Annotated in this window: 13 protein-coding genes; 6 read left to right on the top strand and 7 right to left on the bottom strand. The window is 71.1% G+C overall.

The window, feature by feature from the left end:
- The first annotated feature begins 37 nt into the window (after nt 1-37).
- From LSF15_RS12935 to LSF15_RS12925, 3 genes are read left to right on the top strand one after another with little or no spacing between them, the layout of a single operon-like run.
- Nucleotides 38-448, top strand: a complete 411-nt coding sequence (locus LSF15_RS12935) for a DUF4383 domain-containing protein (protein WP_232498954.1) — start codon at nt 38-40, stop codon at nt 446-448.
- A gap of 9 nt (nt 449-457) precedes the next feature.
- Nucleotides 458-1,009, top strand: coding sequence for a hypothetical protein (locus LSF15_RS12930; protein ID WP_232498953.1), 552 nt, complete (start codon nt 458-460; stop codon nt 1,007-1,009).
- A 55-nt stretch (nt 1,010-1,064) separates the two neighbouring features.
- Entirely contained in the window at nt 1,065-1,814 is a 750-nt protein-coding gene (locus tag LSF15_RS12925; protein ID WP_232498952.1) for a DedA family protein, read from the top strand.
- Between the two features lie 30 nt (nt 1,815-1,844).
- Here the strand turns inward: LSF15_RS12925 and LSF15_RS12920 are convergent, their stop codons facing one another.
- The 3 genes from LSF15_RS12920 to LSF15_RS12910 all read right to left on the bottom strand — a co-directional run bounded on the left by LSF15_RS12920 (nt 1,845) and on the right by LSF15_RS12910 (nt 5,240).
- Complete coding sequence (locus LSF15_RS12920) at nt 1,845-3,182, bottom strand: acyltransferase family protein (protein WP_232498951.1); 1,338 nt, start codon at nt 3,180-3,182, stop codon at nt 1,845-1,847.
- A gap of 94 nt (nt 3,183-3,276) precedes the next feature.
- Nucleotides 3,277-3,948: a response regulator gene (locus LSF15_RS12915; protein ID WP_232498950.1), complete on the bottom strand. Its 672-nt coding sequence runs from the start codon at nt 3,946-3,948 to the stop codon at nt 3,277-3,279.
- Nucleotides 3,945-5,240, bottom strand: a complete 1,296-nt coding sequence (locus LSF15_RS12910; RefSeq protein ID WP_232498949.1) for a sensor histidine kinase — start codon at nt 5,238-5,240, stop codon at nt 3,945-3,947. The genes LSF15_RS12915 and LSF15_RS12910 overlap by 4 nt, the downstream gene beginning before the upstream one ends.
- Before the next feature lie 175 nt (nt 5,241-5,415).
- Between LSF15_RS12910 and LSF15_RS12905 the strand changes: the two genes are divergently transcribed.
- Together LSF15_RS12905 and LSF15_RS12900 are read left to right on the top strand one after the other, a co-directional pair.
- A complete protein-coding gene (locus LSF15_RS12905; RefSeq protein ID WP_232498948.1) occupies nt 5,416-7,011 on the top strand; it encodes a sodium-dependent transporter in 1,596 nt (531 codons plus the stop codon).
- Nucleotides 7,008-7,175, top strand: a complete 168-nt coding sequence (locus LSF15_RS12900) for a methionine/alanine import family NSS transporter small subunit (RefSeq protein WP_232498947.1) — start codon at nt 7,008-7,010, stop codon at nt 7,173-7,175. Before LSF15_RS12905 ends, LSF15_RS12900 begins: the two co-directional genes overlap by 4 nt.
- Before the next feature lie 42 nt (nt 7,176-7,217).
- On the opposite strand, the gene LSF15_RS12895 is transcribed toward LSF15_RS12900, so the two are convergent.
- From LSF15_RS12895 to LSF15_RS12880, 4 genes are all read right to left on the bottom strand, one after another.
- A complete protein-coding gene (locus LSF15_RS12895; RefSeq protein ID WP_232498946.1) occupies nt 7,218-8,252 on the bottom strand; it encodes a YihY/virulence factor BrkB family protein in 1,035 nt (344 codons plus the stop codon).
- A gap of 46 nt (nt 8,253-8,298) precedes the next feature.
- Entirely contained in the window at nt 8,299-9,339 is a 1,041-nt protein-coding gene (locus LSF15_RS12890; protein WP_232498945.1) for an alpha/beta hydrolase, read from the bottom strand.
- A 113-nt stretch (nt 9,340-9,452) separates the two neighbouring features.
- The gene (locus LSF15_RS12885; protein ID WP_232498944.1) at nt 9,453-10,649 is read right to left on the bottom strand and encodes a hypothetical protein; all 1,197 of its coding nucleotides are present in this window, start codon (nt 10,647-10,649) and stop codon (nt 9,453-9,455) included.
- A gap of 12 nt (nt 10,650-10,661) precedes the next feature.
- Nucleotides 10,662-11,168 carry a GNAT family N-acetyltransferase gene (locus LSF15_RS12880; protein WP_232498943.1) on the bottom strand — a complete coding sequence of 169 codons (507 nt, stop codon included), beginning with the start codon at nt 11,166-11,168 and terminating at the stop codon, nt 10,662-10,664.
- Nucleotides 11,169-11,473: 305 nt separating this feature from the next.
- Between LSF15_RS12880 and LSF15_RS12875 the strand changes: the two genes are divergently transcribed.
- On the top strand, nt 11,474-13,834 hold the full coding sequence (locus LSF15_RS12875) for a DEAD/DEAH box helicase (protein ID WP_232498942.1): 2,361 nt from the start codon (nt 11,474-11,476) through the stop codon (nt 13,832-13,834).
- The last annotated feature ends 125 nt before the right edge of the window (nt 13,835-13,959 follow it).

Raw genomic sequence — 13,959 nt, 5'->3', positions numbered from 1 at the left:
CCGGCGACCGCCGCGCTCTGAACAGGGAGGTACCCCCATGCGAAACTCTCCGAACCGCATCGTCGCGACCGTCTTCGGTGCCGTGTACGTGCTCGTCGGCCTGCTCGGCTTCGCCGTCACCAGCGGCGTCGGCTTCATCGCCACCGAGGGCGGGCTGCTGCTCGGCATCTTCCAGGTCAACCCGCTGCACAACATCGCCCACCTCCTCATCGGCGGCGCCCTGCTCGTCGCGGGCCTCATGTCCGCGTCCGCGGCGAAGGCCGTCAACGCGACCGTCGGCGCGGTCTACCTGCTGCTCGGCATCGTCGGGTTCTTCCTCGCCGGCACCGCGGCGAACATCCTCGCGCTGAACACGGCCGACCATTTCCTGCACCTCGCGAGCGCGATCGTGCTGCTCGGAGTCGGTCTCGGGTTCGAGCGCTCCACGCGCCGCGTGGCGACGGCGTAGGGGCCGGCCATGCGCGCACTGGCGGCGGCCACCCGCAGTTGGCCGATGCTCGCCGCCGTCGGCGCCGGGCTCGTGCTGCTGGCCGTCGCCGCCGGTGCCGGGGGGATCGTCCAGCCCGCGGCAGCCGTGTTCGGCGTGGCCGCCCTGGTGTGGAGCATCCTCGCGCTCCGCGCCGGGCGGCTCGTCGCGCCGGCTGCGGCGCTGGTCGCGTGCAGCGTATTCCTCGTGGGGGCGGGAGCGCTGGTGGCGACCGGCTGGGTCGGGCGAGCGGATGTCGCGGCGGGACCCCTCGTCGCGGCATCCGCCTTCATCGTGGTCGTCGCAGCATCCTGCGCGCTCGCGCTTCGGCGCGCCCGCGTGACGGCGACCGCGCCCGCGCGGGCGGCCCGACCCGATGGGCCGCCCGCTGCGGGATTCGATCGGCGATCCCTCGTCGGGCTCGTCGCGGGCGCCGCGCTCGTGGCGGCCCTGGCGACCCCCGCGCTCGCCGCCACACCCGCGGGCGGGCAGGCGGTGCCGCACGGCGAGCACCTCGAGGAGCCGGGCGGCCACGCGCACTGACCAGCGCCCGAACCCCTCAGGTTTCGTTCATCTGGGGCCCCTAGCGTGGCCCGGGATGTCTTCGCTCACCACGGCCCCCGACCACGGATTCACCGGCCTCACCGGGTTCGCCGCCGACCTGCTGAACGCCCTCGGCGAGTTCGGCGTCGGCGTACTCGTGTTCATCGAGGTGCTCGTGCCGCCGATTCCGAGCGAGGTGATCCTGCCGTTCGCGGGCTACCTCAGCCAGGCCGGCGAGCTGCAGCTCGGGTGGCTCATCGTCTGGAGCACGGCCGCGTCGCTCGCGGGCGCGCTGCTGCTCTACTGGCTCGGTGCCGCCGTCGGCATGACGAGGGCCATCGACCTCATCGCGCGCACCCGGCTCGTGAGCCGCACCGACCTCGAGCGCGGCGCCGAGTGGTTCACGCGCCACGGGTCCTGGTCGGTGCTCGTCGGCCGCATCATCCCCGGCGTTCGCGGCCTCATCTCGATTCCGGCCGGCGCGGCCCGCATGGGCCTGCTGCGGTTCTGCGTCTACACCGTGATCGGCAGCGGCATCTGGAACACGTTCCTCATCGGCGCCGGCGCGGCGCTCGGAACCCAGCACGAGGTGCTCGACCGGTACCTCGGGTACGTCGACTACGTGGTGTACGCGGCGATCGCGATCGCGCTCGTCACGCTCGTCGTGCGACGAATCCGTGAGCACCGTCGCGACCGCGCGACCGAGGTCGAGACGGCGTTCGCCGAGCCGCACGCCGTCGAGCCGGACACCGTCGAGACGCAGGCCGTCGTCGAGCCGCAGCCCGCCGAGGTCGACGCCCGCTGAGGTCACGGGCCTCGACCGGCGCCGACGGGCTCACGGCGCGAGTCGCTGCACCGCGGCGAGCCTGGCCGTCGCCGCGAGGCGCGCACTGCCGTGCAGCGCCACGAACAGCAACACGATCGCGACGAGCGCCGGCACCGGCCCGAAGCCGGCGACGAGCAGCACGGCGACCCCCGCCACTCCACTGACGGTGTCGACGGCGGTCCAGCCCGCGGATGCCGCGACCGTTGCTCGCCCGGAATCCCCGCGCCGACGCGCCCGCTCGAACCGCGCGAACAGCAGCACGACCGGCACGACGGCGGCGGCCGCGACGACGAGCCACAGCGGGCGCGTCGCCCACCAATCGAACGTCGAGGGTTCGGGCAGCGGCATCCCGAAGCTCGCATTGGCGGCGAGGCTGAGGCCCGCGAGCGCGACCAGTACGGGCATGTGCCACAGGTACACCGTCATGGCACGTTCGCCGACGAACGAGATGCGGTGCGAGGCATCCGCTCGCTCGACCCAGGCGCGGATGCGCGGGCGTGCCAGCTGGAACAGGGCGAGCTGGGCCACGCCGAGCACGAACAGGGTGACGTTCGGCGGGTTCAGGTTCTCGAACATGTCGGGTGAGTACGGCCCGACGACGGTGATCGTCACCAGCACGGCGAGTGCACCGCCGGCGATGCCCCAGAGGATGCCGCGGCCGAGCCGGTCGAGCGCGCCGTCGGCGAGGTGGAATCCGAGCTGCTGCACGAGCAGCCAGACGAGCAGGAGGTTCAGGAACCCGATCGCGTCGATGCCGGTCGTCAGACGCGTGAGGTCGACCGCGATGACCGCGGCCAGCAGCGTGATCGGGGTCAGTATCCGCGCACGCTCGTGGGCGCGCAGCATGACCGGCACGAGTGCCGAGATCGCGATGTAGACGCCCAGGAACCAGAGCGGCTGGCCGATGCGGAAGCCCGCGGTGGCGACCAGCTCGGCCGGCAGGCCGGCGAGCGCGAGCGCGGCGAGGCCTGCGGCGACGACCACCACGAGTGCGAGCGCCGGGCGCACGAGCCGTTCGAGGCGCGCCCGCACGTAGTCCGACGCCGACGCCCCGCGTGCGCGCATCGATCGCCAGTGGTGGAAGCTCGAGAACCCGCCCGCGATGAAGAACAGGGGCATGATCTGCACGACCCAGCTGACAGGGCCGAACCAGGCCCGTCCCTCGAGGGCGTTCTCGAGCACCGGTCCGGCGGCGCCGACGCTGACCCCGCACATCATGGCGTGCAGCGCGAACACGATCACGAGCAGCGCGATGCGGATCGCGTCGACACTCGAATCGCGTGCGACTCGAGTGCGCTGTCCAGCGGATGCCTCGGCCCCGCGTCCTGGCGTGTGTGTGATAACCATGCCCGCAGGCTAGGAACGCGGCACCCGGCGCGGCATCACTCCGCGGTGCCGAACTGCACCCCTACGCCGGTACCAGGGACTCGGTACCGAGGTGCTAGGCGCCCGGCTGCACGAGGCCGGTGTCGTAGGCGAGCACGACGGCGTGCACGCGGTCGCGCAGCGCGAGCTTCTGCAGGATCTTCGACACGTGCGTCTTCACCGTCTGCTCGGCGATGAACAGCGCCGCCGCGATCTCGGAGTTCGAGAGCCCGCGGCCCACGAGGGTGAGCACCTCGAGCTCGCGTTCGGTGAGGCCGGCCAGCCGGGTGCCCGACGGCCGCGGCGGCGGCCCCGACCGCGCGAAGTCCTCGATGAGCCGGCGGGTCACGCTGGGCGCGAGCAACGCGTCGCCGCCCGCGACGATGCGCACGGCCGCGACGAGCTCTTCGGGGGTCGCGTCCTTCAGCAGGAACCCGCTCGCGCCCGCCCGCAGCGCGTCGTACACGTACTCGTCGATGTCGAACGTCGTGAGCATGAGCACCTTGGGCACGTAGTCCGAGCCGCGCGGCGGCGTCTGCAGCGCGCGAGTCGCCTCGATGCCGTTCTTCCCGGGCATGCGCACGTCCATGACGACGACATCGGGACGGAGCTCGTGCGCGAGCGCCACGGCTTCGAGGCCGTCGGCCGCCTGGCCCACGACCTCGATCCCCTCGTGCGCCGCGAGCACGGCGGCGAACCCGGCGCGCACCATCGCCTGGTCGTCGGCGATGAGCACCGAGATCGTCATGCCACCCGTCCTCCATGGCTGAGACGCCCGTCGCCGGGGTCGCGCCCGTCGTCGCCACCGAGCGGCAGCGTCGCGAGAACACGGTAACCCCCGCCCGGTCGCTCGCCGTGCTCGGCGCGCCCGCCGAGCAGCGCGGCCCGCTCGTCGATGCCCACGAGACCGTGGCCGCCGCCCTTCGCGTCGGGCCCCGGGGCATCCGTCGCCGCATCGTTCTCGACGCTGATGACGAGGTCGTCGGCGAGCACCTCGACCGAGACGTGCGTCGTCGCGCCGGGCGCGTGACGCACGACGTTCGAGAGCGCCTCCTGCACGATGCGGTATGCCGCGGTCGACAGGAGGTTGTCGGCCGGCAGGCGGTCGGCGAGTTCGAGGGTCACCGGCACGCCGGCGCGTTCGACGGATGCCGCGAGCGCGCCCAGTTCGTCGATCCCCGGTTGCGGCGTGGTCTCGGCGGCGGAGTCCGAGCTGCGCAGCACCCCGAGCAGCTGGCGCATCTCGGTCATCGCGGTGCGCGAGGTCGCGGCGATCTCGGCGAACTCGTGGCGCGCCTCGTCGCTGAGGTCGGCGACGCGGTAGGGCGCACTCGTCGCCTGCACGTTGATCACCGACAGCCCGTGCGCGACCACGTCGTGCAGCTCGCGGGCGACGCGGGTGCGTTCTTCGACGAGCACGCGTCGCTGCTGCTCCGACGCCGAATTGGCGCGCTCGCGGAAGAGCTCGGCGCCGATCTGCCGGCGCTGCGCGATGAGCAGGGCGATCGCGAGCGCGAGCGCGGTGACTGAGGCGGCCGTGATCCAGTTGGCGAGCGCGCCGCCGTCGACCAACCCGAACGGCATCGTGACGGCCCCGGGGACGAACCATGCCGCGAGCACGCCGATCCAGTTGAGCCGCAGCAGCCCGAGCACGACGAGCAGCGCGCCCTGGCCGATGATCGTCGTGACCGGCCACGGCCACGGCGCGCCCTGCGACGACGCCGAGAGCATCGGGAAGACGAGGATGCCGACCGTCATGAGTCCCGCCCCCACCCATGGCCACCGCACCGCGAGCGGCAGCGCACCCGCGAGCGCGAGGCTCGTGGCGAAGGCGGCGAGCAGGTGCACGCCGTAGATGGTCGCCGCGAGCGGCACCGAGACCGCGAAGAGCGCGACGGCGAGCAGCGACGTCGTCACCCACAGCCACGCCCGGAACTCGCGCTCGTCGATCGTGCGCACGAGGCGCGGGGTCGGCGGAGCCGGCGCCTTCGGCGGTTCGGCCGATGCGGAAGAGATCTGGGGCTGTCCGAGGTCGTTCATGATGCCAGTCACTCTGGCACGACCGTCGCCCGGCGACATCCCTCCGGCGAGCCATTCGAGTCTCGTACCGTCGTAGGGGCGATGGGGACTCGCGGTGCCGGTGCGAGCGCTGCTACGGTGCCCCTGACGGACGAGGTTCGTGCAGTGTGGCGCGGACCGCTCGAAAGGGGTCACCGTGTCGAACGCACAGGTCGACGCCGCCGCACCGCGGCCGCGTGAGCAGTGGACGGGTCAGGTCGGGTTCATCCTGTCGGCGATCGGATCGGCAGTCGGTCTCGGCAACATCTGGCGGTTCCCGGGCGTCGCCTATGAGAACGGCGGCGGCGCATTCATCATCCCCTACCTCATCGCGCTCATCACCGCCGGCATTCCGATCCTCTTCCTCGACTACGCGATCGGCCATCGCTTCCGCGGATCCGCGCCGATGGCGTTCCGCCGGCTCGGCGGCAAGTGGCTCGAGAACCTGGGCTGGTTCCAGGTGATGATCTGCTTCGTCATCGGCCTCTACTACACCGTCGTCATCGCCTGGGCGCTCAGCTTCTTCGTGTTCTCGTTCGACCTGCGCTGGGGCGACGACCCGGCGGCGTTCCTCACGGGCGACTACCTGCAGGTCGCCGACCCGGGCATCAGCTTCGAGTTCGTGCCCGGCGTGCTCATCCCGCTCGCGATCGTCTGGATCGCGACGATCGCGGTGCTCGCGGCCGGTGTCGCGAAGGGGTTGCAGCGGGTGAACGTGATCTTCCTGCCGCTGCTCGTCGTCGCCTTCCTGATCCTGGTCGTGCGGGCGCTGTTCCTCGACGGCGCCGCCGAGGGGCTGAATGCGCTCTTCACCCCCAACTGGCAGGCACTCGGCGACCCCGACGTGTGGATCGCGGCCTACAGCCAGATCTTCTTCTCGCTCTCCATCGCGTTCGGCATCATGATCACGTACGCGTCGTACCGCAACCGCAAGGCGAACCTCACCACGCCGGGACTCGTGGTCGCGTTCGCGAACTCGTCGTTCGAGATCCTCGCCGGCATCGGCGTGTTCGCCACGCTCGGATTCTTCGCGTTCCAGCAGGGTGTGGCCATCGAGGAGCTCGAGGGGCTCACCGGCGTGGGGCTCTCGTTCGTCACCTTCCCGGCGATCGTGTCGCAGATGCCGGGCGGTCCGATCTTCGGTGCGCTGTTCTTCGGGTCGCTGACGATGGCCGGGTTCACGTCGCTGATCTCAGTCATGCAGGTGGTCTCCGCCGGCTTCCAGGAGAAGTTCGGACTCACCGTGCGCCAGGCCGCCATCCGGGTCGGCGGCGTCGCCGCGATCATCTCGATCGTGCTGTTCTCGACCACCACCGGGCTGCTCGCCCTCGACGTGGCAGACCAGTGGGCGAACAACATCGGCATCGTCGCATCCGCAGTGCTCACCTCGGTGCTCGTGCTCTGGGTGCTGCGACGCGGACCCGAGCTGCGCACGCACCTGAACGCCCTGTCGACGTTCAAGGTCGGGCGCATCTGGCTCGTGCTCACGAGCGTGCTCGCACCGATCGTGCTCGGCTACATGCTCATCTCACGCATCGTCACGCTCTCGGTCGAGGGGTATGGGGGCCTGCCCGGCTGGTACCTCGTCGCGATCGGGTGGGGTGCGATCATCGCGATCCTCCTCGGCACGTTCGTGCTCAGCGCGCTGCGGTGGCGTCAGGATCCCGAGCGGTTCGCACCGTGGCCCTCGTACCCACCGGGTGGCACCGCCGCCACGACCGGTCGCAACGCATCTGACGGAGGTGCATCATGACTCCCATCGCGATCGTCTTTCTCGTGCTCGCGATCGTGCTCGTGTGGGGCGGGCTCATCGCGAGCGTCCTCTTCCTGCGCAGCCGTCCCGAGCTCGAGCAGTACCCGGCGGGCGGCGACGACGACCATCGCGAAGACGACGCGCCGATCATTCGCGACACCTGAGCGAGCAGATGCTCGGGCGCGCCTGATCGTGTACGCGCGGCGTCACCCGTGCGGGCGGCGGCCGGCCGGTGGCGTGACCCCGTCGAGCACGGCGTCGGCCCGCATGCGCTCCGACGCCTGCACGTCTCGGGCGCGCCGCGTGCGGTTCGCGATGATGCGCCGGTCGTCGCGCAGCGGAAGCTGCACCTGCTCGGCGGCATCGACGCCGGCGTGCAACTGGCGGGCGCGCTCGACCTCGGTGTCGAGCACCGCGCCGAAGAGCATCGCGAGGTTCGACAGCCAGATCCACAGCAGCAGCGCGATGAGGCCGCCCAGCACGCCATAGGTGCGCTCGTACGTTCCGAACCCGAGCACGTACGCGCCGAACAGGGCTGTCGTCACCAGCCAGGCGACGAGCGCCACGACGGCGCCGACGCTGAACCAACGCAGGTGCCGGCGCTTCACGTTGGGCGCCGCCCAATAGAGCAGCGCCAGCACGGCGATGCCGATCGCGGCGAGCACGGGCAGCTTCGCGAGATCCCACCAGAATGCGACGCCCTCGTCGAACCCCGCGGCCCGTGCGACCGCCTCGGCGACCGGCCCCGTCACGACGATGGCGACCCCGGCGATCGCCACCAGCACCACGACCGCGGCCGAGACCGCGAGCATCGCGGGTCGCATCGCCCAGAACGGGCGCCCCTCCTTCACCCCGTAGACGCGGTTCATGCCCCGACCGAATGCGCCGACGAACCCCGACGCCGCCCAGAGCGTGGCGACCAGCCCGATGCCGAAGGCGAGCCCCGCGTTCGAGGCGTTCACGAGCTGGTCGAGCGGCTCGCGCAGGGCTTCGGCGACGGATGCGTCGCCGAGATCCTCGATGACGATCAGCACGTTCTCAGCCGCGGTCTCGGCACGGCCGAAGATGCCGATCGCCGCGAACGTCGCGAGCAGCGCGGGCAGCACCGCGAGCAGGACGTAGAAGGTGAGCGCGGCGGCGATGTCCTGCACCTGGTGGATGCGGTACTCGTGCAGGGTTCGGCTGAAGACGACCCGCCAATCGGCACGAGACAGCTGAACGGGTGAATCTGACTCGGGCATCATGCCTCCGGGGTGGGGCTGGATGATGCGAGCCTACGGCCAAACCCTAAGGACCGAGGTGCGCGCGCAGGAACTGCGCGACGCGGGCGCGCATGCCCTCGTCGAGAATGCCGACCGAGTGCTCGCCGCCCGGCACGATCGCGAGTTCCACCGGTACTCCCGCGGCCGCGAGGCTCGTCGCGAATCGCTGCGACTGGCCGACCGGCACGACCTCGCTCTCGGCATGTCCGACGAAGAAGGGCGGGTCGCTCGGGTCGGCGTACGTCGCGGGCGAGGCATTCGCCGCCTGCGGGCAGTTCGCATCGCTCGCGCCCGGTTCGCAGCCGAGGTACGCGCCGATGATGCCGCGAAGCCAGACGGATGCATCATCGGCGGCCAGTTCGGCGGCGCCGAGTCCGACGGGGCCCGAGAGCTCGGCGACGGCCGCCACCCGCGATCCCTCATCGAGCGGGCCGTCGCCGCGCGTGCCCAGCAGCGCGGCGAGGTTGCCGCCCGCCGATCCGCCGAAGGCGCCGATGCGCGTGGGGTCGATGTCGAACCGCTCGACCTGCTCGGGCGCGCGCATCCATTCGACGGCGAGCGCGACGTCGTCGATCGCCGACGGGAAGATCACGTTGGGAACGAGGCGGTAGTTGACGGATGCCGCGACGATGCCCTCGCTCGCGAGCCACATGCACACGTTGCGCCAGTCGGTGTTGGCCTTGTCGCCTCGCGCCCAGCTGCCGCCGTGGATCGAGATGACCGCAGGGAGGCCTTCGTCGGAGCCGAGCGCAGTCGGGGAGGCGGTCGATGGGGCGGGGCGGCACACGTCGAGCGTCAGCAGGGTGCCGTCTTCACGTGTGCCGTACTCGAGGTCGGCTTCGACGCGGATCCCCGCCGGGGGCGTGAACGTGCGGATGCCGACGACCTCGTCGGTGACGACCTCGCTCACGGCATTGGAGCCGGGCGGGTCGATCTCGCGCAACTGCAGGTGGAAGCCCGTGAGCGCGCCGATGCCCGCGATGGCGGCGACGATGGCCGTTGCGGCAACTGCGACCCGTCGTCGTCGCCGGGTGCCGCGGCCGCCTGCGATTCGGGTCGAGTTCACACCGGGCTCCGGGTTCAGGGGTGCAGCGATGCTAACTCACGTGCCCGCGATGTGGAAACGCTTCCTTCGCCTTGCCTCCCGGCGTCCGTTGGGTGATCCGATGGCGGCGCGCTTCACGACAGCACGCGCCCGGTCCGCGGATCGATCGTGACGCTCGCGTCGGCGTAGTCGGCGTAGTCGGCATCGAGCAGCACGAGTACCCGCACGGGCCGCTCGCCAGTGGCGTCCGCCACCGGCAGGCGCTCGACGAGCACGATGACCGAACTGGGATCGGCGATGCCGGCGTGCTCCTCGGCGGTGGCGATGTGCTCGCGGAAACGCGTGAAGTCGACGTCGTCGACGTCGAAGAGCGCGGCCGCCGGGTCTGAGGGCTGGATGAGCTCGGGACCCTGGTGCTCGGTGCGGTCGTACCGGTACTGGTACGAGTCGATCGTGAGTGCGCCGGGTTCGGACGGCGCCGCAGCGAGCGCATATCCGTCGTAGAAGCCGATGCGCACGAACTTCGTGTCGCCGGTCTCGGCAACGAGCGCCTCGACGATCTCATCATGGCGGTCGCCCTCGACGACGCCCGCGGCGGCCGGGTCGCCCGCCGCGATCGCCCGCACGGTGCGCCCGATCGAGTCGTAGGCGGGGATCAGCACGAGCGCCGCCGCGATGAGGAATGCGCCGGCGAGCAGCACCCGACGCCACGGACGTGTCGGCGCACGCGAACCGCCGACGGGCGACTGCGGTGCCGGCGGCCATTCGGGCACGTCGGATGCGAGCGGCACCGTGCGGTCCGTTCCGGTGCGGAGGCGCTCGGCGTCGCGCCGGCCGGCCCAGTCCTCGGGCGGGTCCAGTACGAGCTCGACGTTCGCCTTCGCATCGTCGGGACGTCGCACGACGATGACCGTGCCGGGCTGCACCTGCGGGACCGCGACGATGTCGACGACCTCGCGGTGCACGGTGTTGTACGGCGAGCGGAACCTGGGGGCGACGGTGAGCAGGAGGTCGACCTGCGGCTGGCCGTTCACCGAGAGGCCCGTGCGGGAGATGCGCTCGACGCGGGCGAGGGCGAGTTCACCGGTCGGCGGCGCCTCGGATGCGGCGCCCCGGCGCCGTGCGACGAAGGATCCGCCGAAGAGTCCGAAGGTTCCCGCGAGCAGCGCCACCGGCAGCGCGAAGCTCCACGTCATCGAGTAGCGCGGATCTCCCGTGGCGACGGCGCCCACGATGCCGCCGGCGGTGACGCCGAACGCGATGGCCGAGACGAAGACGAGCACGAGCACGAGCACGATCCGAGCATGCCGCATCGCGATGCACTCGCGCATCAGGAGATCGGGCTAGGCGATCTCCTTCGCGAAGCACACCGAGTGCGCCTCGCCGACGTACTGACCGAACTGGGGGATCTCGCGGTAGCCGCGCCGGGTATAGAGGGACTGCGCGGCGTCGTGCAGGTCACCGGTCTCGAGCACGATCTCGCTGATGCCCCGAGCGACGGCGTCGGCCTCGATACGGGCGAGAAGCGCCGCGGCGACGCCCCGGCCGCGTGCGGAAGGGTCCACGAACATGCGCTTCAGTTCCCCGCGAGCCGGAGCCGGGGCATCCGCTCGCTCGTCGGAATCGGCCGCGGCAGCCTCGATCACGAGGGCCGCGATGCCGACCGCGCGCTCGCCATCGCGTGCGACGTAGAAGGCGACCTCGGGGCGTTCGAGCGTTGCGATGTCGAGCAGGAAGTTGCTCTCGGGCGGATAGAGGCTCTGCGCGTAGGCGGTGCTGCCGTCGAGCAGACGCTCGACCTCTGGCTGGCGGGGCGGTTCGATGGCGACGGTGACGGATGCTGCGGGCACCGGTCGAGCGTACGCCCGGCATGTTGCGCGGGGGTTTCGAGACGCCCGCTGCGCGAGCTCCTCAACCCGCAGAGGCGTGCACGGGGCATTCCCAGCCGCTTTCCGGTATCGTGGCCGAGTCGGTTCTGGACACCGCACATGTCGTGTGGATGGGTTTGTGAGTCCAAAGGGCCGGTTTCGGGGCATTCGCCCTCGAATAGTCACCGTATGTGAACGGCCCCGGTCGACGATGTTCCGGGTTCTCAGTGTGCTGCGCCCGCAGTGGCGCTGCCATGTACTCAAGTACAACCCAGGAAGTCATCACCATGCCCAAGAACAAGAAGCCCCAAGGCGGTAGACCCGCGCGCAACTTCGATCCGTCGTACGCGAAGGCCGGCTCGAAGAAGCCCGGTTCGCGCAGCGCCGGCCACCGCGGCTACCGGCCCGAAGAGACCGATTCCCCGGCCAAGACCCGTTGGTCGCGTGATGAGCGCGTCGCTGCCGGGCGCGCGCCCCACCGTGGCGAGCGTGAGGGCCGCGAGCCGCACGACGACCGCGCTCCCCGGGCCGGTGGCGAGCGCGGAGGTCGTTCATACGACCGCAACGATCGCGCGCCCCGCTCGTTCGACCGCAACGACCGAAGTGACCGCGCGCCCCGATCGTCCGACCGTGACGACCGTGGCCCCCGCCGCGAATACGGCGACCGCCCCGCGCGCCCGCACTACCGCGAGGACCGCCCGGCGCGTTCATTCGACCGTGACGACCGTGCCCCGCGCCGGTTCGACCGCGATGAGCGCCCCGCACGATCCAACGACCGTGATGATCGCGCACCCCGTCGGGACCGTGACGACCGTCCGGCTCGTTCGTATGACCGCAGCGACCGCCCGGCGCGCTCGTTCGACCGTGACGACCGTGCACCCCGTCGCGAGTACGGCGACCGTCCGGCTCGCTCGAACGACCGCAGCGACCGTCCGGCGCGCTCGTACGACCGCAGCGACCGTCCGGCGCGCTCGTACGACCGCAGCGACCGTCCGGCGCGCTCGTTCGACCGCAACGATCGCAACGATCGCAGCGATCGCCCGGCTCGTTCGTTCGACCGCGACGACCGCGCCCCTCGTCGTGACCGCGATGATCGTCCGGCTCGTTCGTTCGACCGCAACGACCGCCCCGCGCGCTCGTTCGATCGCAACGACCGTCCGGCTCGTTCGTTCGACCGTGACGACCGTGCGCCCCGCCGTGACTTCGAACGACCTGGCTTCCGCGACTCCGAGCGCCGCCCGTCGAGCTTCTACCCCGCCAAGAACACCGAGGCGCACTTCACCCCGGCCGACGACGTCGTGCTCGAGCGCCTCGAGGCCGACGCGATCCAGGCCGACGCCGTCGATGGCGTGAGCTTCGCCGACCTCGGGCTCGGCGGCAACGTCGTGCGTGTGCTCAAGGAACTCGGCGCCGAGTCGCCGTTCCCGATCCAGGCCGCGACCATCCCGGTCGTGCTCGAGGGTCGCGACGTGCTCGGCCGCGGCAAGACCGGCTCGGGCAAGACCATCGCGTTCGGCGCTCCCACGGTCGAGCGCCTCATGACGCTCTGGGCCGAGTCGGGCAAGTCGGGCGGCAAGCGCCAGATGGGCCGAAAGCCCCGCGCGCTCATCCTCGCCCCGACGCGCGAGCTCGCCCTGCAGATCGACCGCACCGTGCAGCCCATCGCGCAGAGCGTCGGCCTCTTCACCACGCAGATCTACGGCGGCGTGCCGCAGGGCCGCCAGGTCGGCGCCCTGCAGCGCGGTGTCGACATCGTCATCGGCACCCCCGGCCGCATGGAGGACCTCATCGAACAGCGCCGTCTCGACCTCTCCGAGGTCGTCATCACGGTGATCGACGAGGCCGACCACATGTGCGACCTCGGATTCCTCGAGCCCGTGCAGCGGATCATCCGCCACACCGCCGAGGGCGGCCAGAAGCTCCTCTTCTCGGCCACGCTCGACCAGGGCGTGGCGACGCTCGTCGACGAATTCCTCGTCGAGCCGGCCGTGCACGAGGTCGCCGGTGAAGACCAGGCCTCGTCGACGATCGACCACCGCGTCTTCGTCATCGAGAACCGCGACAAGCGCGACATCGTCGCCGAGCTCGCGAACCGCGACGGCAAGACCCTCGTGTTCAGCCGTACGCGCGCCTTCGCCGAAGACCTCACCAACCACCTCGAGGACTACGGCATCCGTGCCGTCGCCCTCCACGGCGACCTCAACCAGTCGCGCCGCACGCGCAACCTGCAGCAACTGACGTCGGGTCGCGTGAACGTGCTGGTGGCCACGGATGTCGCAGCCCGCGGCATCCACGTCGACGACATCGATCTCGTGATCCAGGCCGACGCGCCCGACGAGTACAAGACCTACCTGCACCGCTCGGGCCGCACGGGCCGTGCCGGCAAGCAGGGCCGGGTCGTCACGCTCATTCCGCGCAACCGCCAGCGTCGCATGAACGAGCTGCTGGACCGTGCCGAGATCGACATCGACTTCGTCGACGTGCGTCTGGGCGACGACCTGCTCGGTGAGCTCGAGGGCGGCCTCGCGGCTGTCGCGGCCGAGGTCACCGAGGTCGAGGCTGAGACCGTCGAGGTTGAGGCGACCGAAGTCGAGGTCGTCGAGGTCGACGCCGACAACGCTGAGTCCGACGAGGTACTCGCCAGCTGAGGCATCCCGCGAATTCGGTGGCCCGCGTCCTCACGGACGCGGGCCTTCGTCGTTCGACTCGCCTTGGAAGGCGCCAGGCATGGACCGACTCGTCCTCCACAGGTGGCACATCGTCGAAGTTGTCC

Origin of the sequence: Agromyces humatus (assembly GCF_021228295.1) — a bacterium.
Lineage (GTDB): Bacteria > Actinomycetota > Actinomycetes > Actinomycetales > Microbacteriaceae > Agromyces > Agromyces humatus.
This window is presented reverse-complemented; position numbering and strand designations above follow the sequence as displayed.

Coding starts and splice junctions, on each gene's coding strand:
- LSF15_RS12875 (WP_232498942.1), top strand. CDS start 11,474: ATGCCCAAGAACAAGAAGCCCCAAGGCGGTAGACCCGCGCGCAACTTC.
- LSF15_RS12910 (WP_232498949.1), bottom strand. CDS start 5,240: ATGAACGACCTCGGACAGCCCCAGATCTCTTCCGCATCGGCCGAACCG.
- LSF15_RS12885 (WP_232498944.1), bottom strand. CDS start 10,649: ATGCGCGAGTGCATCGCGATGCGGCATGCTCGGATCGTGCTCGTGCTC.
- LSF15_RS12925 (WP_232498952.1), top strand. CDS start 1,065: ATGTCTTCGCTCACCACGGCCCCCGACCACGGATTCACCGGCCTCACC.
- LSF15_RS12895 (WP_232498946.1), bottom strand. CDS start 8,252: ATGCCCGAGTCAGATTCACCCGTTCAGCTGTCTCGTGCCGATTGGCGG.
- LSF15_RS12915 (WP_232498950.1), bottom strand. CDS start 3,948: ATGACGATCTCGGTGCTCATCGCCGACGACCAGGCGATGGTGCGCGCC.
- LSF15_RS12935 (WP_232498954.1), top strand. CDS start 38: ATGCGAAACTCTCCGAACCGCATCGTCGCGACCGTCTTCGGTGCCGTG.
- LSF15_RS12900 (WP_232498947.1), top strand. CDS start 7,008: ATGACTCCCATCGCGATCGTCTTTCTCGTGCTCGCGATCGTGCTCGTG.
- LSF15_RS12920 (WP_232498951.1), bottom strand. CDS start 3,182: ATGGTTATCACACACACGCCAGGACGCGGGGCCGAGGCATCCGCTGGA.
- LSF15_RS12930 (WP_232498953.1), top strand. CDS start 458: ATGCGCGCACTGGCGGCGGCCACCCGCAGTTGGCCGATGCTCGCCGCC.